The organism is Algimonas ampicilliniresistens, assembly GCF_030159955.1.
Classification (GTDB): domain Bacteria; phylum Pseudomonadota; class Alphaproteobacteria; order Caulobacterales; family Maricaulaceae; genus Litorimonas; species Litorimonas ampicilliniresistens.
Genome location: NZ_BSNK01000002.1, coordinates 19,092 through 41,785 on the forward strand (window position 1 = coordinate 19,092; position 22,694 = coordinate 41,785).

15 protein-coding genes are annotated in these 22,694 nt (G+C 55.0%); 8 read left to right on the forward strand and 7 right to left on the reverse strand.

What is annotated here, in order from left to right:
• Position 1 precedes the first annotated feature (1 nt).
• The 3 genes from QQL54_RS08165 to QQL54_RS08175 form a co-directional block, all read right to left on the reverse strand.
• On the reverse strand, positions 2 to 1,141 hold the full coding sequence (locus QQL54_RS08165) for an acyl-CoA dehydrogenase family protein (protein ID WP_284389477.1): 1,140 nt from the start codon (positions 1,139 to 1,141) through the stop codon (positions 2 to 4).
• A 4-nt stretch (positions 1,142 to 1,145) separates the two neighbouring features.
• Positions 1,146 to 2,642 (reverse strand): CoA-acylating methylmalonate-semialdehyde dehydrogenase, encoded by a 1,497-nt coding sequence (locus tag QQL54_RS08170; protein WP_284389479.1) that lies wholly within the window; start codon positions 2,640 to 2,642, stop codon positions 1,146 to 1,148.
• A 120-nt stretch (positions 2,643 to 2,762) separates the two neighbouring features.
• Positions 2,763 to 3,812, reverse strand: a complete 1,050-nt coding sequence (locus tag QQL54_RS08175) for a hypothetical protein (protein ID WP_284389481.1) — start codon at positions 3,810 to 3,812, stop codon at positions 2,763 to 2,765.
• A 147-nt stretch (positions 3,813 to 3,959) separates the two neighbouring features.
• Between QQL54_RS08175 and QQL54_RS08180 the strand changes: the two genes are divergently transcribed.
• Positions 3,960 to 5,234, forward strand: a complete 1,275-nt coding sequence (locus QQL54_RS08180; protein WP_284389483.1) for an acyl-CoA dehydrogenase family protein — start codon at positions 3,960 to 3,962, stop codon at positions 5,232 to 5,234.
• A 247-nt stretch (positions 5,235 to 5,481) separates the two neighbouring features.
• Positions 5,482 to 6,564: a GAF domain-containing protein gene (locus tag QQL54_RS08185; RefSeq protein WP_284389485.1), complete on the forward strand. Its 1,083-nt coding sequence runs from the start codon at positions 5,482 to 5,484 to the stop codon at positions 6,562 to 6,564.
• A 34-nt stretch (positions 6,565 to 6,598) separates the two neighbouring features.
• Here QQL54_RS08185 and purT read toward each other — a convergent pair whose 3' ends face one another.
• Complete coding sequence (gene purT, locus QQL54_RS08190; RefSeq protein WP_284389487.1) at positions 6,599 to 7,792, reverse strand: formate-dependent phosphoribosylglycinamide formyltransferase; 1,194 nt, start codon at positions 7,790 to 7,792, stop codon at positions 6,599 to 6,601.
• A gap of 94 nt (positions 7,793 to 7,886) precedes the next feature.
• On the opposite strand from purT, the gene QQL54_RS08195 reads away from it, so the two are divergent.
• From QQL54_RS08195 to QQL54_RS08210, 4 genes are all read left to right on the forward strand, one after another.
• On the forward strand, positions 7,887 to 9,362 hold the full coding sequence (locus tag QQL54_RS08195) for a glycerol-3-phosphate dehydrogenase (protein ID WP_284389489.1): 1,476 nt from the start codon (positions 7,887 to 7,889) through the stop codon (positions 9,360 to 9,362).
• 101 nt (positions 9,363 to 9,463) lie between these two features.
• A complete protein-coding gene (locus tag QQL54_RS08200; RefSeq protein ID WP_284389491.1) occupies positions 9,464 to 9,946 on the forward strand; it encodes a ferritin-like domain-containing protein in 483 nt (160 codons plus the stop codon).
• Between the two features lie 172 nt (positions 9,947 to 10,118).
• The gene (locus QQL54_RS08205) at positions 10,119 to 11,678 is read left to right on the forward strand and encodes an MFS transporter (RefSeq protein ID WP_284389493.1); all 1,560 of its coding nucleotides are present in this window, start codon (positions 10,119 to 10,121) and stop codon (positions 11,676 to 11,678) included.
• Positions 11,678 to 12,691: a LacI family DNA-binding transcriptional regulator gene (locus tag QQL54_RS08210; RefSeq protein WP_284389494.1), complete on the forward strand. Its 1,014-nt coding sequence runs from the start codon at positions 11,678 to 11,680 to the stop codon at positions 12,689 to 12,691. Before QQL54_RS08205 ends, QQL54_RS08210 begins: the two co-directional genes overlap by 1 nt.
• A gap of 34 nt (positions 12,692 to 12,725) precedes the next feature.
• On the opposite strand, the gene QQL54_RS08215 is transcribed toward QQL54_RS08210, so the two are convergent.
• Positions 12,726 to 14,336 (reverse strand): alpha-glucosidase, encoded by a 1,611-nt coding sequence (locus QQL54_RS08215; protein ID WP_348520742.1) that lies wholly within the window; start codon positions 14,334 to 14,336, stop codon positions 12,726 to 12,728.
• A gap of 47 nt (positions 14,337 to 14,383) precedes the next feature.
• Complete coding sequence (locus QQL54_RS08220; protein WP_284389500.1) at positions 14,384 to 16,366, reverse strand: alpha-amylase family glycosyl hydrolase; 1,983 nt, start codon at positions 16,364 to 16,366, stop codon at positions 14,384 to 14,386.
• Between the two features lie 331 nt (positions 16,367 to 16,697).
• Here QQL54_RS08220 and QQL54_RS08225 point away from each other — a divergent pair, with 331 nt between their 5' ends.
• A complete protein-coding gene (locus tag QQL54_RS08225) occupies positions 16,698 to 19,451 on the forward strand; it encodes a TonB-dependent receptor (protein WP_284389503.1) in 2,754 nt (917 codons plus the stop codon).
• 126 nt (positions 19,452 to 19,577) lie between these two features.
• On the forward strand, positions 19,578 to 21,086 hold the full coding sequence (locus QQL54_RS08230) for a tryptophan halogenase family protein (RefSeq protein ID WP_284389505.1): 1,509 nt from the start codon (positions 19,578 to 19,580) through the stop codon (positions 21,084 to 21,086).
• A 12-nt stretch (positions 21,087 to 21,098) separates the two neighbouring features.
• Here the strand turns inward: QQL54_RS08230 and QQL54_RS08235 are convergent, their stop codons facing one another.
• Complete coding sequence (locus QQL54_RS08235; protein ID WP_284389508.1) at positions 21,099 to 22,604, reverse strand: tryptophan halogenase family protein; 1,506 nt, start codon at positions 22,602 to 22,604, stop codon at positions 21,099 to 21,101.
• Between the last annotated feature and the right edge of the window lie 90 nt (positions 22,605 to 22,694).

Below are 22,694 nucleotides of genomic sequence, written 5' to 3' on the forward strand. Positions count from 1 at the left end.
GCTACTGCCTCAACAATCCGCGGCTGATGATGACCCGCATAATGTCGTTCGTGCCCTCGAGGATTTGGTGGACGCGTAAATCACGGACAATCCGTTCAACTTGATAGTCAGCCAAATAGCCATAGCCGCCATGAACTTGCAGCGCGTCATTGGCGATTTTGGAGCAAAGGTCGGTCGTGAACCGCTTGCCCATCGCGCAATACATCCCCGCATTCGGCTCTTTATTATCGATCGCGTCCGCACCGCGATAGATCATCAAGCGAGAGGCCTCGAGCTCTGTCGCCATATCAGCGAGTCGGAACTGTGTGTTTTGGAATTCGGCGATGGGTTTACCGAACTGTTTGCGCTCTTTCGAATAATCAATTGCCAGCTTAAGCGCGGCCGCCGCCCCGCCCAGCGAGCAAGCCCCAATGTTGATCCGGCCTCCATCCAAACCTGCCATAGCGAATTTGAAGCCGTCGCCTTCCGCGCCGACGCGGTTCGCCGCTGGCACGCGGCACTCATCAAAAATCACCTGTGCCGTCGGCTGGGCGTTCCAGCCCATTTTGCGTTCCTCAGCGCCGAAGGACACGCCGGGCATGTCTTTTTCAACCACGAAGCATGAGACACCGCGCGCGCCGTCATCGGACGTACGCGCCATGACGACATAGACGTCCGACCAGCCTGCGCCGGAAATGAACTGCTTGTTCCCTGTCAGTACATAATCATCGCCATCTTTGATCGCTTTGGTCGACAGCGATGCCGCATCCGATCCTGCCCCCGGCTCGGTCAGACAGTAGGACGCGATCAATTCACCCGCAGTCAGCCGCGGCACATAACGTGCGCGCAAATTATCATCGGCGAACCGATCAATCATCCACGTCGCCATATTGTGGATCGTCATCATCGCCGTATGGCTGACATCCCCGGCGGCGAGTTGCTCAAACACCATCGCCGATGCGAGGCGCGACAGGGCCGTGCCGCCATGTTCTTCCTGCGTGTAAATTCCCAGAAAGCCGAGTTCTGCCGCTTTATTAAAGACGGACCGATCGAGATATTTCTCCCGGTCCCATTTTTCCGCATGTGGCGCGAGTTCGCTAGCCGCAAACTGCCGGGCCATGTCCTGAATCATACTCAGGTCTTCGGTGAGTTGGAAATGCATGGGCTTATCCGAAATGCGGAATGATGAAGGCTGAGTCTTCTGTTTCGCCTTCGGGCCAACGCTGCGTGACGGTCTTCACCTTGGTGTAAAAGCGCAGGCCTTCCATGCCGTACTGGTTCGCATCACCAAAAGCTGAGCGCTTCCAGCCGCCAAAGCTGTGATAGGCGACAGGCACAGGGATCGGGACATTGATGCCAACCATGCCAACTTCGACCCGGTCTGCAAATTCGCGCGCGACCCGGCCATTATTGGTGAAGATGCAGACGCCGTTTCCATATTGATGTTCGGACGGCAGCCGTAGCGCTTCTTCGAAATTCTTGGCGCGGACGATCTGTAGGACCGGGCCGAAGATTTCTTCGTGGTAGGTGGACTGATCCGTCGTCACGTCATCAAGCAGCGTTGGTCCGATAAAGAACCCGTCTTCATGACCCTGCAATTTAAAGCCGCGCCCATCGACAAGAACTTTAGCGCCTTCTTTTTCGGCTTGATCGATGAGACCTTCGACGCGCTCTAGATGCGCTTTAGTCACGACTGGGCCGTAATCGGCCTCAGCATCCGTCGAGATGCCAATCTTCAAGGCTTCGAGTTTCGGCATGAAGGCTTCCAAGAAGCGCTCCGCCGTACCCTCGCCGACTGGGACCACAACGGGCAGCGCCATGCAGCGTTCGCCAGCGGAGCCATAGGCCGCGCCGAGAATGTCTTTTGCGGCCTGTTCCATGTTGGCGTCCGGCATGATGATGCCGTGGTTCTTCGCCCCGCCCATACATTGTGCCCGTTTTCCAGTCGCGGTTGCGCCCGCATAGACATATTGCGCAATGTCGGAGGAGCCGACAAAGCTGACGGCCTTAATATCGGGGTGTCCAAGGATCGCATCGACCACCACCTTGTCGCCATTAACGACATTGAGCAGCCCTTCAGGGCCGCCCGCTTCAACGAACAACTCAGCCAAACGCATCGGCACGGATGGGTCTTTCTCGGATGGCTTTAGGATACAGGCATTGCCCGTCGCGATAGCCATGCCAAACATCCACATTGGGATCATGGCAGGGAAATTGAACGGGGTAATGCCGGCGACAACACCGAGCGGTTTGCGCATCGAGTAAACATCAATCTCTGGACCGGCGCCGTAAGTGTGCTCACCTTTTTGCGCGTGCGGCACACCGCAAGCAAATTCGATGACGTCGAGGCCGCGCATGACATCACCGCGACTATCAGCAATCACTTTGCCATGTTCGCGGGACAAGAGCTCGGCCAGCTCTTCCATATGCGCTTCGACCAACGCCTTATAGGCGAACAAGACGCGCGAGCGGCGTTGGGGATTGGTCTGCGCCCAAATGGCTTGCGCTTTCACAGCAGACGCAACGGCGGCGTTTAAATCGCCGGTCGTTCCGAGCGTGACGCGCGATTGCACCTCACCCGTATTGGGGTTGAAAATGTCGTGCGTACGGTCGCCGGAACCTGCGACAGGCTTACCGTCGATGAAATGTCCGAGGGTCTTCATGGCCGTCTCCTAATTTTGGAAACGGCCTCTCGGTCTTAGCGCGGCAAATCAAGCCCTGAATTCACCTTTCCCAACCATGATATGGTCGGGATGTCGCGTTAATCGACGCCCAGTGCCAACTCAGTCTACACAGAGACCGGGTGCGACCCGTCCGCCCAGAATTTCAGAATGACACCCGAACGGATTATCAGTCGGCTGACAGAGACCTGACGCTGGTGCGCCCGTCGGTGCATCTGAATTCGAACGGCACTGCCCCTGACATTGGCTAGAGTCGGTACAGACATCTCCACCATCGCTATACGGTATGGTGCAGCGTTCCGCGCCCAGCAGTCCAGCCCGTTCCACAAACCCGCCGCGGCGCGTACAGGCCATTTTTTCTGCTTCGCTCAATGTACGATTATCGGGTTGCGTCGGAATCGGTGTGTGCGGGATCGGTGTCTGCGGAGGCTGAGCAAATCCAGTGAGCGCATAAAGTCTGCGCAATGGTTCGCCACCGATCGAGACACGCGACTGCATGTCTTTGGGCTCTAATGTAATGAGAACATCGCGACCTTCATCATAAAGATAAAGGCTGCGATCATCATGACCGATTTCGGTGAAGGGGAAGCCCTGCCCACCCGTCGCGCGTTCCTCCCACATCATTCCAGATGTGCGGGCGAAATGACCGCGCGTATGACTCACAAACTGAAGATCTCGCGGGCGCGGTGCTTGTGGATTGGCGACAGGAGGAGATGGTGGCGTGATCACAGGCGGTGTCACAACCGGGGGCGCGACAACGGGTAGATCTTTGAACACCATGGGTTTGATACCATTGATCTTATAGATTGTGCGCATCGCCTGTCCCGGCCATTCCCCCTGAATGATCTTGGCATTGAGGTCCAACTTCATCTTTACCAGACCCTTCGGCCCCGTCAGTTCAATGACCTTGCCGTCAGAGGCGGTCTCGAAGAATTCGTAGTTGATTTTGCCATTATTGCGCTTTTCGTACCAACGGCCGAATTGCGTCTTATCTTGATCGAAATAGCCGCCGCGGAAGTGAACTTCGGAAATCGGCGTGGTCGGGCGGAGCGCAACAGCGTCTGTTTGAGCCTGCGATGGCGTTGCGGAGACAACGGCAAAACCGGTCAAAAAGAGCGCCACAAGCCCCATAAAATAACGAATGACAACCATTGTCGCGTCCTTGATTTGGTGAATCACCTTCTCATCAGGCAACCCTATCGGGATGAGCCCTTACCGGAATAGTCTTACTCCATTACAAACCGGATGCTCGTAGCCCTGATATTCCGTTCGGGGGCAACGGATGATAGGCTGCGTTTCATGCAAGAATTGTTCCAAATCCCCTCAAAGATTGAAGACTACCTGGGGGAATTGGACGTTTTCATCGACGCTGAAATCAGACCGCTCGAACAGCAAGACGACAATATTCGCTTTTTCGATCATCGGCGCGAGAATGCCCGGACGGACTGGGAAAAGGGCGGTTTGCCCGCCCATGACTGGGAAATGTTGCTTGCTGAAGCCCGCAAGCGCGCCGATGCGGCAGGGCATTTTCGGTTTCAGCTACCAGAAGAATTTGGCGGCAAGAATGGCGGCAATCTGGCTATGGCGCGGATCCGCGAGCATTTCGCGGCGAAGGGTCTAGGGCTGCATAATGATTTGCAGAACGAACATTCCATCGTCGGAAACCTTGTTCAGCCGCTCATGGTGCGCGATTTTGGGACAAAGGCGCAGAAACAATTTATCGAACCGATGTGCCGGGGCGAGATGATTTGGTCATTCGGTCTGACAGAAGCGGAGCACGGATCCGACGCCACCTGGATGGAAACGCGCGCGGTTCCGACGACCCGCAACGGTATTGATGGCTGGCTCATCAACGGAAGCAAGATGTGGACGACGGGTTTGCATGTCGCGACCCACGTCATGTGTTTTGCGCGCCATTCGGGCGCGGACGGCGACGCCAAAGGCATTGGCTGCTTTGTGGTCGACACACAGGCAGACGGGTTTGAAATTGGCGAGTATCTTTGGACCTTCAACATGCCGACGGATCATCCGACCTGCACCTTCCAAGACGTGTTCGTGCCGAACGATATGGTCCTGGGCGATCTCGATTACGGCCTCGCCTGCGCCCAGCATTTCGTTCATGAGAACCGTATCCGCCAGGCCGCGAGCTCCTTGGGCGCGGCGCAGTTCTGCATCAATGAGAGTGTAAAATACGCCAAGAGCCGCGCGCCCTTTGGCAAGCCACTTTGGCTCAACCAAGCTATTCAATTCCCGCTCGTCGAGCTTCAGACCGAAGCCGATATGCTGCGCTTGCTAATCTACAAGACAGCCCATGATATGGACGGAATGAACAAGGTCGAGGTCGCCAAACGGCTCACTGATAGGGTCAGCATGTGTAACTACCGCGCAAACCGCCTCGTCTGTGACGCCGCTGACCGCGCGATGCAGGTTCATGGGGGTCTTGGCTATTCACGGCACACACCCTTCGAGCATATCTACCGCCACCATCGCCGTTACCGCATCACCGAAGGCAGCGAAGAGATCCAGATGAGGAAAGTTGCCGCTGTGATGTTTGGGAAGATCCGGACGGGCTAGCATCTTGCACTGTTAGCCACTCAATCGGTTTTAAATTGACCGGGCTCAATTGCCTGCGTATCTTTCGCTGCTGATCAATCATTGATCCAAAGGCACAGAACAGCCAGCCGTCGCAATCGACACTATAAAGTGAAATCCTTTTTTGGCCGTTCAAGACGCGAAACCCGACAGACCGAATCTTCCTAATAGTGAGCGGCCCCGTCTGCTTGATCCCGATAGGATTGAACGTCTCCGCGCCAGTGGTCTTATGCAAAGCCTACCAGAACCTGTCTTTGACCGGATGGTGACCTTAGCCAGCCGTCTTTTGAAAACTCCGGTCGGGCTAGTCTCTCTGGTGGGAGAGGACTATCAGTTTTTCAAGGCTGAACATGGTCTAGAAGAGGCGGGCGTGGATACGCGCATTTTGCCGTTGACCTATTCGTTCTGCAAACATGTCGTCGAGAGCGGACAAAAGCTGGTCGTGACCGACGCCCCCAACGACCCGCGTGTCAGTGACAATCTATCGATCACGGAAATGGGGGTCAGATCCTATCTTGGCATTCCTCTGACAACGGCGCGGGGGCATACATTCGGCTCAGTCTGTGTCCTCGATATGAAAACCCGCAATTGGACCGATGACGAAATTAAAACGCTGAGCGATGTGGCTAGTGCGGTTCAAAGTGAGATCAGCCTGCGGCTTGCGCTCAATGACGCCAATCGGATCGGAATCGACCGAGACCTGCTGATGGGCGAGTTGAACCATAGGGTAAAAAACCTGTTCGCCATGGTGTCTGGCATGATCGGCATGACCGCGCGTAATTCCGACAGCCCCCAAGACATGGCGGAGGCTCTACGCGGTCGCATCAATGCTCTCGCATCGGCTCACGCCTTGGTTCAGCCCGCTATATCCGGTGAGGCCGGAATCGATAATGGAATTTGCCTGAGTGAGATCGCGCGCGTCATTCTCGCGCCGCATTCGCGCGATGGCGGCATCAAGATTGATGGAGACGCTCTCTTTCTGAACTCCGACATCGGGGCAAATATCTCTTTAGTGCTCCATGAATTAGCGACCAATGCCGCGAAGTATGGCGCGTTCGCTCATCCAGACGGGTCGCTTTCATTGTCGTGGGCTATAACGGCCAGCACCGTCAGCATTAAGTGGTTCGAATTCAACCCGTCTCTACAAATTTTACCCCCTGAAACCGTGACAAGCGGGTTCGGCACGCGATTGATCGAAGCCGCCATTCAACGACAGATGGGCGGGACGATCCAACGAGATTGGAGACCTGAAGGCGTTACGGTGACAATCGACTTACCGCTCTCCAGAATTGCGCCCTCACGCATTGGGTAATCGTCTTTGGTTGATTGCGTAGAGCTTCAGCGTCTTAAGATTTAACCTGAACCCTTGTCGCGCTCCGTTCAGCCTTGGCCCGCGCACCGGCGATCGTTTCGCCCTGGCTTAACGCCACGCCCAGCCGTCGGGTGCCGTCCAACGACGGCTTTCCGAACAGTCGCAACTGTGTATCCGGCTCCGCAAGCGCCGCTTCCACACCGAAAAACCTCGGATTGTCAGAGGTGCCATGCCCCAAAATGACATAAGAGGCACTCGGGCCAAACTGGCGAATCGTAGGGATCGGCAGACCGAGAATAGCGCGAGCGTGCAGAGCAAATTCGGACAGATCCTGACTGATAAGGGTCACCAGACCTGTATCATGCGGTCGGGGCGAGACTTCTGAGAAAATTACGTCATCAGCGCGCACAAACATCTCGACGCCAAACACACCCCAACCATTCCTCTTCCCGGCCAAGGCGGCGCACACTGTTTCAGCCATAGCCTGCGCAGATCGCAGGGCCGCATCGCTCATCGCTTGCGGTTGCCAGCTTTCACGGTAATCGCCGTCTTCCTGGCGGTGTCCGATGGGCGCGCAGAAGCTGGTGCCATCCCTGTGACGCACGGTTAGCAGCGTGATCTCATAATCAAAATCGACAAAACCCTCGACAATGACCCTGGACGCTCCTGTGCGGCCGCCATCTTGGCTGTAACGCCAGACGTCGGACATATCGGCAGGCGTCTTCGCGACACTCTGCCCTTTACCGGATGACGACATGACCGGCTTGATCACGACAGGGTAGCCAATGGTCTCTGCGGCGGCGCGGGCCTCATCCTCACTATCCGCAAACTGGTAGGGTGAGGTTGGTAAACCTAATTCTTCCGCTGCCAGGCGACGGATGCCCTCCCGGTCCATTGTCAGGCGCGCCGCGCGTGCGGTGGGGACAATGTTCAAGCCCTCTGCCTCAAGCTCAACCAGTAAATCAGTCGCGATAGCTTCGATTTCCGGCACGACCAGATCCGGCACTTCCTGTTCGATGACACCGCGTAGCGCGTCCGCGTCCAGCATATTGATGACATAGGACCGATGCGCGACCTGCATGGCCGGCGCATTGGCATAGCGGTCAACCGCAATCACCTCGACACCCAACCGCTGTAACTCAATCGCGACTTCCTTGCCGAGTTCGCCAGCGCCCAGCAGCATAACTTTGGTCGCGCTTATCGTTGTCGCTGTACCGAGTATGATCATCAAACTCTTCCTTTCTTGCGCGTTCTGGCTTTTTGCGCGCTCTAACATTCGAAAGTCCGTTTGCCACCTGTGCGCAGTTCGTTATGGCGCAACCATGACTTCTTGCGATCTGCTTATCATTGGCGGCGGCATTAATGGCACCGCGATTGCGCGTGACGCGGCGGGTCGCGGCCTATCTGTCGTCCTGTGTGAGAAAGATGACCTCGCGCGTCATACCAGCTCCGCCTCAACCAAGCTGATTCATGGCGGGCTACGCTATCTCGAATATTATGAATTCCGGCTGGTGCGCGAGGCTCTGATTGAGCGTGAAGTTCTTTTACGATCTGCCCCCCACATCATCTGGCCGATGCGTTTCGTCCTACCCTATGATCAAGGCCAGAGACCCGCTTGGATGTTGCGGCTTGGCCTGTTCATCTATGACAATTTGGGTGGACGCGAACTTTTGCCTGGCACCAAGACGGTCGACCTTCGCAAGCAACCCCATGCAGACGTTTTAGAATCACGTCTCAAGACTGGGTTCGAATATTCCGACTGTTGGGTCGAAGATGCGCGGCTTGTCACATTGAACGCCGTTGACGCACACCATCATGGCGCGGACATTCGTGTCGGCGTGGAAGTTACGGCGTTAGACAAACATGCGGATGGCTATCAGGCCATATTATCCGATGGGTCGACAGTCACTGCGCGCGGCATTGTCAACGCGGCGGGCCCTTGGGTTGACGAGGTTCTGTTCAAAATCAAGCGCGATAAGAATGACGCTGGCCTGCGCCTGATCAAGGGCAGTCACATTGTCACCAAACGGCTCTTCCCCGGCGATCACGCCTATATGTTCCAGAACGCGGACAACCGGATTATCTTCGCCATTCCATATGAGCGCGACTTCACCCTGATCGGTACGACAGACGTCCCGTGGGAGACCGAGCCAGGACCAATGGATGTGTCGCCTGAAGAGACGGATTATCTGTGCAAGGCGGCATCGGAATATTTCGAACATGATGTTTCAGCCGATGATGTGGTGTGGAGTTACGCAGGCGTGCGTCCGCTCTATGATGATAAAAGCGAGAATGCGTCCGCGGTCACGCGTGACTATGTGCTCGACATTGACGAGCTCTCAGACGGTCGGCCTTTACTGTCCATCTATGGCGGCAAGATCACGACCTCTCGCAAATTGGCCGAACACGCTTTGCAAAAACTGGCGCCATATTATCCCAAGGCAGGCGATGACTGGACAGCGAAGGCGCAATTACCGGGCGGGGATTTCCCAGCCGATGATTTTGCTGGGTTTGTTGCGGAACAGGCCGCGCGCTATCCAGACGTTCCCGATGATATTCTCCATCATCTTTGCCGCGCCTATGGAACGCGCATTACGCTTGTGTTGGGCCGCGGACCCGAGGTCGATCTGGGACAACATTTCGGCGCGCAATTAACCGAAGCAGAAGCCCGCTATCTGCGTGCGCATGAATGGGCGAAGACAGCTGACGACGTACTGTTCCGACGGACTAAACTCGGCCTGCATCTGAGCGAGGTTGAGCGGGAAGAATTTACAGACTGGTTCGACGCCAACCCATAAGTTTCTGTCAGATTTTTCATGTCTATGCGCAGATCAATTTGGAACAACACCCCCGATCCTCTCGTTGCTTAGGCACAACTTAACGAAGAGAGGAAATCAAAATGGATATTACAAATACCCCAACCCCAGGTGCCCTGACCAAGGAAGACACGATCGAGGAATTGAACGATGTTACGCGCCTCATGATCGACAGCTATAAAGGCTATCGTGAAGCCGCAGATGAATCCGACGATAGTTGGGCTCTGAAGTCTGAGTTTAACCAGCGCGCAGAAGCTCGCTCGAAGCACATCGCATCGATCCAAGGCTATGTTCGTCAGCTTGGTGGTGAGCCATCCACACACGGCACCATGCGTGGTGCAGTCCATCGGGGCTGGATGAACTTCGCCAACACGTTCCGCGATGATGAAAAAGGCGCCGTCGAATCCGTTGAAAACGGTGAGAGCTTTCTCGCACACCGAATCGAAGACTGTATCGAAGATGGCCAACTCGACACCACAGGCACACAGCTTCTGAAAACAGCTTACGCTGACGTCTGTTCATCGGCCAAGTTTTTTGATCGCCTCGATGACCGTCTCGATGGCTAAATGATCGCCTAGACTGACTTATCAGCCCGCCGCGCTCCCCCGCGACGGGCTTTTTTTATGGGTGATAGAAGGTCTACCCTTGCGACAAAATGAAAATAATTGCAGGTTCAATGCAAAGAGTTTGCGCTGGTTGTTCCCCATGGGTTTTCCAACCAGCGGCTAAGGGGACAACATGACAAATACACCGGCCTATGACGGAACCGTTGCTGCGACAGACGGCCATCCCCGCCTCAAACCCAACCTACCAATTTTGTCCATCATCAACATGGCGGTTGGGTTTTTCGGACTGCAGATCGGCTTTGCGCTGCAGAACGCCAACGCCTCGCGCATCTTCACCTCACTTGGATCCAATCCCGATACGCTCCCTCTTTTCTGGCTTGCTGGTCCCGTCACAGGCCTGATTATGCAGCCCATCATTGGCTATTTGTCGGACAAAACTTGGACTCGTTTCGGTCGGCGGCGACCCTATTTTTTCTTGGGGGCCTTCCTTGCCAGCGTCGCTCTTATCTTCATGCCCAATTCTCCGGCGCTATGGATCGCGGCCAGCTCACTCTGGATTCTTGATGCCTCACTCAATATTTCGATGGAACCGTTCCGCGCCTTTGTCGGTGACAATCTGAACACGAAACAGCGCACATTCGGCTATGCGATCCAAGGTTTTTTCATCGGTGCGGGCGGCTATGTCGGCTCCAAACTACCCGAATGGGCAACAAAATTTGGCGCAGCCAATACGGCGGAAGCCAATGTCATTCCTGACTCATTGAAGATCGCGTTTCTATTTGGGGCCGCGCTCTTATTCGCGTCGGTCCTGTTCACCATCCTGACATCAAAGGAATATGACCCGGACACTTTGGACGCCTTTGAGGCCAGTGATGACAGCGCCTTGGGCGAAGCCCGCCGCGTCGAGCGCCCCGTGCCTGCACCAGGCTGGTTCCAGATGCGCGGACTGATCGCGCTGGCTATCGGCGTGGGGTTGGTCTTGCTCGTCATTACCGGGACGGCCGAGCGACAGTTGAGCGTCTTCGCAGCGCTCGTTGTCGGCCTTGGACTATTACTGATCTACAATGCCCTACGGCTCAAAGGCGGGCGCGCTGCAGGCATGATCGGATCGCTGATGGACGATTTGGCGACCATGCCAACGCTCATGAAGCGATTAGCGTTGGTGCAGTTCACCTCTTGGTTCGCCTTTTTTACCCTGTGGGTTTATCTCAATTCCGCGGTTACCTCGCACCATTTTGGCACGACCGACCCAACATCCGATGCTTTTGGCATTGGGTCATTGGCCGTGAATAATATCTTCGCCATCTACAGCCTGGTCGCTTGGGGCTTTTCGCTTCTGATCCCGGTCGGGACCCGCTTGATTGGCTTGAAGGCATTCTACGCGCTTTCACTTCTGATTGGGGGCCTGTCCTTTATCTCGATTTATCTGTTCCCACCGAGCCTGTTTTGGTTGTCCGCCATTGGGATCGGTATTGTCTGGGCCTGCATTTTGACCCTACCCTATGCCTTATTGGCGGATGCTCTGCCGGCCGGACGAATGGGAACCTATATGGGCATTTTCAACTATTTCATCGTTATCCCTCAATTGGTCGTTGGCACGATCATGGGAACCGTGCTCAACACAGTTCTCGGCGGGCAAACGATTTTGACGCTCGTTGTTGCAGGGGGCGTGATGATGCTCGGCGCGCTGCTCCTGATCTTTGTGCCTTATGAGCGACCGGAAAACGCCTGATGACTAAGAAAGTTCGGTTGGAAGATATTGCGCTGGAAGCCGGCGTATCAATCGCGACAGTATCGCGGGCTCTCTCTGACAACCCAGCCGTGAGCGATAAGACCAAACGACGCATCTGGGATATGGCGCGACGTCAGGGCTACAATATTCGTAGCGTACCCAGCAGCGGCGTATCTGCCGATGCCACCCTGTCTATTATCGTGCCTAAACCTCAGGGTCGATGCCAATGGATGCTGGATCCCTTTTTTCAGGCCTTGCTAGGCGGTATCGGCGAAGCGGCACGGGCACTAAGCTGCGACTACCATGTCTCCCACTCCGACCCACAAAACTATGACGATCTCTCCAGACTGCTCGATAGCTCGCGGGCTGCCGGTATCATTTTTCTAGGACAAAGTTCGCTGCACGACCGCCTTAATCGACTCACCGGACATCCGATGAAATTCATTGTCTGGGGTGGGCAACTTCCTGGTCAGGACTATGCATCGGTCGGGTCGGACAATCTGAAAGGCGGTGAAATCACCGCAGCTCATCTAGCGCGACTAGGCCGCAAACGCATTGCATTCTTCGGCGACACAGACGCACCAGAAATTAATCAGCGCTTCCAAGGTTACCGCCGCGCACTGGAGAAGTTCGACCTCGACCTTGATCCCGACTTGGTGTTTCCAGCTCCATTTGAAATCGAAAGCGCTGCCAATGCCATGCACTCGCTGATTTTACGCGGAACTGAGTTTGACGCCGCTGTCTGCGCATCAGATTTGGTCGCCATTGGCGTCATTCGCGCTTTACGACAGAGCGGTCGCTCTGTCCCAGATGACGTGTCAGTCGTCGGCTATGACGATATTCAACTGGCCCGCTATATTGAACCACCCCTGACTACAATTCGTCAAGATCTGACCTTAGCTGGGCGGTTGATGGTCATGAAACTACTCAACGCGTCTGGACCAAGTGATCTGCGTTCCGAACGGCTTCCCACAGAGCTAATCCAGCGCGAGAGCTGTGGGTCATTGTCGTAAGGTTTCGTCTGGGTGATGATAGTCCGTCAGAAAGCTAGTTCAAAGGCGAAACGAAGGCTGACCAGCCGGGCACCATACGATCACTCGGACGATCCCCTAGACAAAATTCCGCTGCCGTCGGACCGTTATAGGCAAGCGGCTCTGCGTTCATGTTGAAGACGCATCGCCGTGACCGTCCATCTAAAATCCGGACAAAGACAAGGAGTTCACCCAAACCGTCAAACTGGATGGAACCCTCTCGCAAAACCCGGCAGCTGTTTCGCAGAGCGATAGCTGAGCGGTAGAAATTTAAGACCGAGTCTGGATTTGCATTTTGGGCCGCTACACTCGCGGCGACATGATCGTCCGACACGGGGAGCCAAGGTTTGGCCTCGGAAAAGCCGACATAGTCATTGCTTGTTCCGTCCCACGGCATGGGTGTGCGTGCACCGTCACGACCCAATGTTTCGGGCCAGTTGGTAATGGCCTCAGGATCTTTAAGGTCCTCAAAGTCGATGTTCGCTTGGGTCAGCCCTAACTCGCCGCCATAATAAATGAAGGCGTTACCGCGCAGGCTCATCAGGAGAAGCGCGAGCAGCTTGGCGTAGTGATCAGAGTCGCAGTCCCCGCGCCAACGGCTGACAGCCCGCGGGGCGTCGTGATTTTCAAACGCCCAGCTTGGCCAGCCTTCGCCGCTTGTTCCCGGCCATTGCGCTTGGGTCTTTCGGATCAACTCTGCTGTCAGTTGATCGGCGTACAAGAAGTCAAACGCGTAGGCGGAATTTAGCCTTTGATCCCCTTGCGTGAACGCTTTCATCTCGTCGAGAGGTCGGGGGCCCCCAATCTCTGCAACGGTAAATTTGTCGGCACCGAAATCATCGACAACACTCCGAATACGCTCGACGAACGGGACGATTTCGGGCTGGCTCATATTATTGATGTGGCGCTGGAAATCGAACGGGCGGGTCGGCGTTTGTTTGTGGTCCGTCTCGATCGGATTGTCGGTCAGATCGCGATTATGCATGCCAAAATTCAAGGCATCGAGACGGAAACCATCGACCCCACGCTCCAGCCAGAACCGAGTAATATCTAAAATTGCGGACTGAACATCTGGATTGTGGAGATTAAGGTCTGGCTGCTCTCGTAGAAAATTGTGCAGATAGTACTGCCCCCGGCGAGCGTCCCATTCCCACGCCCCCATACCAAAGACAGACTGCCAGTTATTGGGCGGCGTCCCGTCAGCTTGCGCATCAGCCCAAACATACCAATCAGCTTTATCATTGTCGCGAGACGTGCGCGATTCTGCGAACCAAGGGTGCTGGTCGGACGTGTGAGAGTAGACCTGGTCAATCGTTACTTTGAGCCCCAATGCATGCGCCTTGGCTACAAGTGCATCGAAATCTGCGAGGGTCCCAAAAATAGGGTCCACATCGCAGAAATCTGCGACGTCATAGCCGTAATCGGCCATCGGTGAGGTGAAGAAGGGCGAAATCCAGATCGCCTGCACTCCAAGCGAGGCAATATGGTCCATGCGCTGCGTGATGCCGGGCAGATCGCCAATGCCGTCACCAGTCGTGTCCTGATAGGACCGCGGATAGACTTGATAGATCACTGCGCCTTTCCACCAAGGCACCGTGTCAGTCTGATTGATTGGCTGGATAGTCATATCACTCACGATGGGGTTTTGCACCGTTGCAACAGAGGTTGGAAGGGTCATCGGATATGACGCTCCGCACGTCCGTCAGTTTCACAAACAACGAGCCCAAAAGCCGGAACATTTACAGTCGCTGTCGCGGTGGTCGCAACCTGTGTTGGGCAGGTCCCCATGAGAGGACTTAGGGTCTTCGTCGTGGGCTCAACGCGCGTATTAATTGTCAGAGGCACTTCGCCTGTGTTCGCGACAATGAGATATTCTTGACCAGTCACTGGATCAAAGCGGGAAAAAGCAAAGGCACGCCCTGTCCCGTCCGCGCCGCCCATTTCGAACAAGCGCGTTTCCATCGCGCCACGCCTGAAGGCCGTATGATCCGTGCGTATCTTCGCAGTTGCCGCGATATAGCGATAAAGCGGATGATCCGTATCGAAATTACTATCAGCGGTCGTCGCATCCGTGCCGATTAGATCATTGTCATTGTAAACGTCGGTTTGGCTCGGAAAGAGCGGCTCACGCGCCAGCTGATCGCCGCCATCTGAAACGAAACCTTGCTCATCACCGGAATAGATTACGGGAACCCCGCGCATGGTCATCATCAGACCGTGGCCCAGTTGCGTGCGCGCTAATAATTCGCCCTGGCTCATATCAGGGTTTTCGGCTTTCAACATGCCAGAAAAGCGACCCATATCGTGATTGCCGAGAAACGTCGGCTGGGTGAGCCCCTTCTGTGTTGCGTCTCCGTAAAGATCATCACCGCGCAAGAAGGTGTCCAGCCGCGCTGTCGTTTCCTTGCCGGAAACCACATCAAAGACGGCAGACTGAAACCCAAAGTCGAGCACTTGTTCAAATCCGTCGACGCGGGTGAACCGGGCTAAGGCGCCGGGATCAGGATCATAGACCTCTCCGAACGCGTAAAAATGCGGAATGCCGATGGAGGCCGCATGTTCTTTCATGGCTGGCAAAAAGGCGCGCCAGAACTCTGGATTAACGTGCCGTGTCGTGTCGATGCGGAATCCATCAATCCGGTAATCCGTGATCCAGTCTTTGAAAATGTCGATCATACCGTCAACTACGACGGGATGCCCCGTAAAGAGATCATCAAGGCCCGAGAAATCGCCATAAAGCGAGCTTTCCCCAGACCACGTCGTTTCACCGCGATTATGGTAATATTGTAGGTCGTTGAGCCAGGCCGGAGTTTTCACAGTCTCCTCGCCTGCTGGGATATAGGGCGTGTAGGCATAGTTGGGATCGACGAGTTTTTCAAAATTCTCATAGGTCTGCACATGCGGGGCATCGCCTAGAAAACCGGGATTAATCGGTGCGCTGTCTGGGCCACTTTCGGTCGTGTATGGGAAGTTTGCGACGGAGCGATAGGTGCAACCATCATCAACCTTGTCCGCGCCCATATAGCTTGCGTCGTGGCATTCCCGGTAGCTGATCACATCAGCCGTGTGATTGGTGATGATATCAAGATAGACTTTCATCCCGCGCTCATGGGCGCTATCGACGAATGACTTTAGATCAGCCTTCGTGCCGAGATGTGGATCAACATCAGTGAAGTCTGTAATCCAATAGCCGTGATAGCCGGAGCTTTCCTGACCCGGCCCACCCTGTACGGGTTTGTTCTTATAGATCGGACCCAGCCAAATCGCTGTGGCACCCATACCCTGAATATAATCCAGACGTGAGGTCAGACCTTTAAGGTCGCCGCCTTGATAAAACCCTTTAGATGTCGGGTCGAAACCATGATCAAGTCGGCCGCCAGGAAAACCGCCTACATCATTTGACACATCACCATTTTCGAACCGGTCCGGCAGCATGAAGTAAACGATCTCATCTTGTGGGAGTCGCTCAGCCGTCCGCAACATCTCGCCTGTAATCGCTGAGGCTTGTTCCACAGGGTCCGCCGCAGAAACGGTTTCACACCCTGTAAGTGTCAGCATTGCAGCGCCGGCCATCGCCAGTTGCCGCAAACCTATGCGGATCACGGGTCGGGCGGAGCGCAAAGTTACATCTGACATATCATTTTTTGCAGCCGACATGAATGATGCCCGCCTACAATCCCTATTGTTTCAAACCTCATAGGGTGAGATTGGACGCAGACGCAAGGCTAAATGCAAAACTTTGCATAATTTTAAGCGAACAAATTATGTCAAATAACCGCATTTTCGGCGCATAAGCCCCCTATTTCAGCGCATTTGTTGCCAAATTGCCACAGACTTGTGCGGAAAATTGAAGCTCACAATAAAAAGATTTGCAAAATCTATGCAAATTTGTGTAGGTTTATTGACAGAGGACGGAGCTGCGCCAGCATTTACGGACTCGAAACAATGAATGCGCCGCCAGTTGAGCGACGCTCACGAAGGGAAAACCATGACCAAGTCGTCCACGTTGGAGCGCCAGCTACTGCTCGGCGTCGCCTCATTCGCCATGCTTCTATCCGCCGCCCCTGCCTACGCGCAGACCCCCGGAGCCGGTGAGACGGAAGAAGATGTTGTTGTTGCCACAGGTATTCGTCAGTCGATCCAAGAAAGCTTGGATCTGAAGCGGAACAGTTCTTCTATTATTGAAGCCATCACGGCTGAAGACATTGGTAAGCTTCCCGATGTTTCCATCGCCGACTCTCTGGCGCGCCTGCCAGGCGTGACCGCCCAACGCGTTCGTGGCCGGGCCCAACAAATTTCGATCCGTGGCCTTGGCCCGGATTTCTCGATCGCACTTCTGAATGGCCGTGAAGTCGTCTCCGCGGGTAATAATCGCGGCATTGAGTTTGATGTCTTCCCGTCTGAGTTGATTGCTCAAGGTGTTGTATACAAAACGCCGGATGCGCGTCTGGCGACAACTGGCGTCGCTGGTGCTGTCGATCTGCGCACCGTCAAGCCGCTGGACTATACTAGCCGTCAATTCAACGTGTCCGGCAAATATGTTATCAATGATAATGGCCGATTGAACCCCGACTTTTCTGACCAAGGCTACCGTCTATTCGGGTCTTATATTGATCAGAATGAAGCTGGCACGCTCGGTTGGGCCATCGGCATCACTAACCAGTCCAATCCCACACAATATATTTCGCGTGAGTTGAAAACGAACCAGTTCCAAACAGGACAATTGGCAGACGGGACCTATTATGCCTCTGACAATCCTCGCTCTGGCGTGACATCACGTGATTTCGAACGGACATCTGTTGCCGGTACATTGCAATTTGAACCGGATGAAACTTTCGCCTTCACCGTCGATGGGTTTTATTCAGACTTCGAAGACACAGGTATTTTCCGCGGCGTCGAGACACCGATTGCGGGCTGGTCTGGCGCACAGCTGACGAATTCCTCTGGCTCAGGTGATTTCGTCGACTCCGCGACATACGCGCCTGTTGGCGGAATTGTTCGCACGGATACTGAAGGCACAACGGCTAAAATTTATGCCATCGGTGCCAACTTGTCCGCAAATCTGAGTGAGCGTGTTCGGATCACCATCGACGCTTCGACATCAGGCGTGGATAAGAGTGACATCGATTATGAAAGCTATGCGGGCACAGGACCGGGCATCTTGTTCGGCCCCGCCTCTGCGGATCCGTCACTGCGCGGCTCACTGACCTATACGACCCCGTCAGATGGCGCTTATTCGGTCGACAGCTCGATCGATTATGGCAACCCAGACAATATCGTCCTGACCGATCCAGGCGGCTGGGGCCAAGCGGGCTTCATCAAAGAACCGCAGATTGACGACCAGTTGAATCAAATCCGGATGGAAGCTGAATATGAAACAGGTCTGAGCTTCATTGACGGTATTTCTGCAGGCTTAATCTATACAGACCGTCAGAAGACATTTGACTCCAACGAAGCCTTCCTACGCGAAGGAAGCGGTTTTGTGGACGGCGTTGCTGGCATTCCGAACTTCCTTGGCGCCACCGACACGGGATCGCTCGGCTTCCCAATTGCGGCCTATGATCCGACTGATCTGATCACCAATGGTACCTATCGCCTAGACCCCACAGCGGGCGTGCAGTGGAGTGTGGAAGAAAAAATCCTCACACCGTACGTCTATGTCGAAATCGATACGGAGTTGGGCGACATGCCGGTTCGCGGTAACATCGGCGCGCAATATGCCGATGTTGAGCAATCATCATCTATATCCGGTGGTTTCCTTGAAGATAGCTATGGCGACTTCTTGCCGAGCGCCAACTTATCCATCGAAATCATGGATCAAACCTTCTTCAGGTTGGGTGCTGCAAAATCCGTCACCCGTCCCCGTATGGACCAGCTTCGGGCATCTGGGGCGCTTGAGCTCAATTCGACAGCCTGTCCTGACACGAATGGCGACGGGATCGCCGACACAATTGTCACGGCCTTCTTCAACCCCGCTCAAAACCAGACTTGTTTCAAGATTAACGGCGGCAACCCGTTCCTACGTCCTTACAAGTCGACATCTCTGGATGCGGCTATTGAGAAATATTTCTCTGAAGGCGGCGCAGTCACACTGGCGGTCTTCAACAAGGATGTGGACGATTACATCGTCAGTGACTTCGATTTGATTGAAGGTGGTGCCGCAGTGGCCCCATTCTTGACGGGCACAGCAGCTTCCACGGCAGGAGCATCTCTGATTGGTCTAAGTGGTCCGGTAAACGCTGAATCCGCAAACCTGAAAGGCTTCGAGCTCGCCTTGCGTCTTCCTTTGGAAGATGTCTTCAGCGCCCTTGAAGGCTTCGGACTCAACGCGGCCTATACTTACACAGACAACTCGCTGGACTTCCAAGGACAGACCATCCCCATTCCGGGCTATTCGAAAGAAACCTTCTCTGGCGAAGTCTATTACGAGCAAAGCGGATGGCGCGCCCGCGTCAATACGCGGTATCGCTCTGGCTTCTTGGCGGAAATCCAAGAGTTTGATGGGTCGCTAAACGGTCAGCAGGCTTTGTCCGAATTCATCGTCGATGCGCAACTCGGCTACGAATTCCAGTCCGGCAAGCTCGAAGGTTTTTCGGTCAATTTGGAAGCCTACAACCTCACAGACGAGCCATTCCGGACCGAAAATGATCTCGACGGCAATGGCGCTGGCACGGCCACCTTCGTGTCTCGCCACGAGGATTATGGTCGGACCTTCAACATCACGCTGGCCAAGAAGTTTTAGGTCAGCCCCCAGCCAAAACAGTTCAGCCCGCCGATCACTCGGCGGGCTTTTTTGTGCGCCCTTCTCACGCGCCTCCTCTCCCCAAGTCACTGTGACATCGTCGCTTTCATCAGTTAGGAGTTTAGTATGAGTGCTGCTTCACATCCGCCCGTCCAGTCTGTCGTTATTGTCGGGGGCGGAACAGCTGGATGGATCGCGGCGGCAGCGCTTGCGAAAACGCTTGGTAAGGCCGTCGACATTCGTCTGATCGAGTCAGACGCGATCGGCACAGTCGGCGTCGGCGAGGCCACAATTCCACAGCTCCGGCGGCTCAACGCCATTCTCGGCATTAATGAGCATGAATTTGTTCGCGCGACAAAAGGCTCGTTTAAACTGGGCATAGAGTTCAACAATTGGGGCCATTTGGGCGAACGCTATCTGCACACATTTGGCGATGCCGGGATCAATTTACAGGGCATCCCTTTCCATCATTATTGGCGAAAATATTCGGCGTCGTTCGAAGGATCGAACCTCTGGGATTATTCGCTGCATCATCGCGCCGCCTACGCCCACAAGTTCGGACAGGTTGAGCGCGTCGGCCGAACATCAATGACGGGACTCGCCTATGCCTATCATTTTGACGCGACAGCTTACGCCCTGTTCCTGCGCAAACTCTCAGAACCGCGCGGTGTTGTCCGAACGGAAGGCAAAGTTGTCGACGTCACTTTAGAGAATGAAAGCGGGCATGTCGCCAGCGTGACATTGGAATCCGGAGAGATCATAGCGGGCGATCTTTTCATCGACTGCACTGGCTTTCGAGGCTTGCTGATCGGCGGCTCGCTTGACGTGGCTTGGCAAGATTGGAGCCACTGGCTGCCCGTCGACCGGGCCGTGACAGTGCCCTGTGAACGGACAGACCCGCTCCTGCCTTACACCAAAGCCACGGCGCATGGTGCGGGCTGGCAATGGCGCATTCCCTTGCAGCACCGCACCGGCAATGGCCATGTCTATGTGTCCGATTTCCTATCAGATGATGAGGCAACGCAGACTCTGCTCGATAATCTCGATGCGCCCACGACTGCGGAGCCACGTCTTTTGCGATTTAAGACCGGGCGGCGCGAACAACTTTGGCACAAAAATGTCGTCAGCCTAGGCTTGGCATCGGGCTTTCTCGAACCGTTAGAAAGCACGTCGATCCATATCATCCAAAGCAATGTATCGCGTCTGATCGAACTCTTCCCGAACATGGGCTTTTCGGTCGCCAATATTACCGAATATAATCGGGTCGTGACCAAGGAATATGACCTGATCCGCGATTTCCTGATCCTACATTACGCCCGGACCGATCGCAATGACACACCCTTCTGGCGTCATTGTGCGAACATGGAAATTCCGGACAGCCTACGACACAAAATAGATCTATTCCGAACTACGGGTCACTTGTTCCGCGACCCCGAGGATCTGTTCCGTGAGAGCAGTTGGGTGCAAGTGATGTTGGGACAAGGGATCATGCCGGAAGGCTGGCATCGCCATGCCGACCAACTCAGCGACGAACAACTCGGCCAGTTCATGGCCGACGTTCAGGCCATCATCGCAAAGACGGTGAACCCGCTTCCCAGCCATGCGGACTTCATCGCGGCCCATTGCGCGGTATAGCGCGCCTGTCTTCTATGAGCCGATGATCCGACGCAGATAATCGTCATGTTCAGGCATAGCCGCAGCCGCTTCTGCGATCGCTTGCCGAACTTGTGCCAGACGGTCGCTCACGGGCACAGCGCCGCGCAGCTCAGATAGGACCGGCGCGCGTTCCGGCCAGATGCCCTGCCCGGTATAGACCGCGATCCAGCTTGGATTATTGAACAGCTCGCGCTCGTCTGAGACGATCAAACCGTGCCGGCGGAAATGGTCGATCTTATAGGCGAGCGTGTCCGGGATTGGCATTGTCCGGCAATACGTCCAAAACTCAGAATCATCCCGTTCCGTCGCGTGATAATGTAGGATCAGAAAATCGCGGATACGCTCATACTCGGCACGGGTCAGCGCATTATATTCCTGCGCCAGAATAGGGCTCATCCCCGCATCGGGCAGCATAGCGAGCAACCGCATGATCCCATATTGGATCATGTGCAGCGACGTCGACTCCAGCGGCTCCACAAAGCCAGCAGAGAGTCCAATCGCAACACAGTTTTTCGACCAGATTTGTTTTCGCATGCCGGTCGTGAAACGCAAATGCTTGGGTTCCGCCATCGGTGCGCCATCAAGATTATCTAGGAGGGTTTTCGTCGCGTCGTCCGCCGTCTCGTAAGCCGAACAATAGACATGCCCATTGCCAGTCCGATGCTGCAAGGGAATGCGCCATTGCCAGCCTGCCCGGTGTGCGGTCGAACGTGTATAGGACAAGGTCGGGCCGACCGGTTCACAGGGCACAGCGACGGCGCGGTCCATCGGAAGCCAATGGGACCAGTCCTCATAGCCCGTCTCTAGCGCCCCCTCGATCAGCAAACCGCGAAAACCCGAGCAGTCCAAAAACAGATCGCCCGTAAAAGACCGCCCATCACCTGTCGCAACAGATGTGATGAACCCGCTTTCCGGGTCGCGTTCAACCGTTTCGATCCGCCCTTCATGACGGGTGACACCGCGCGCTTCTGCATAACCCCGTAAGAACTGGGCATAGGACATCGCGTCAAAATGATAGGCATAGTCGTGGCGCGAACGGATATTACGGCGGTCCGCCATAGGCGGTTCAAACCGAGCATCCTTCGCCGCCGCCCACGCCATGCAATAGGCATCGAGCCCATGCTCATCTCGCCCTGCCAGATGTTCGCGCATCCAATATTGGTAGAAAGGTACCCAATCAAATTCGGCCCCATACTGTCCGAAGGGGTGGAAGTAGCGATGACCGATCCGCAACCAGTCAACAAATTCAATCCCAAGCTTGTAGGAGCCTTGTGTCTCCCGGATGAAGGTCGCCTCATCAATGCCAAGCCGTTGATTGAACGTGCGGATAGGCGGGATGGTCGCTTCGCCCACGCCGACCGTCGCAATCGCTTCAGACTCGATCAAATCGATCTGCACAGACCCACCGATCGCATTGGCCAGCGCGGCAGCGCTCATCCAGCCCGCTGAACCGCCCCCAACAATCACAATCCGCGACAAAGCTTGATTATCTGACATGAAGCCTCGCAAATTTTGCAAAACGAAATCGCAATAAAACCACGATTATATCGCTTTCACTTTCCAGTTTACGCAAATTCCTGTAAAGGA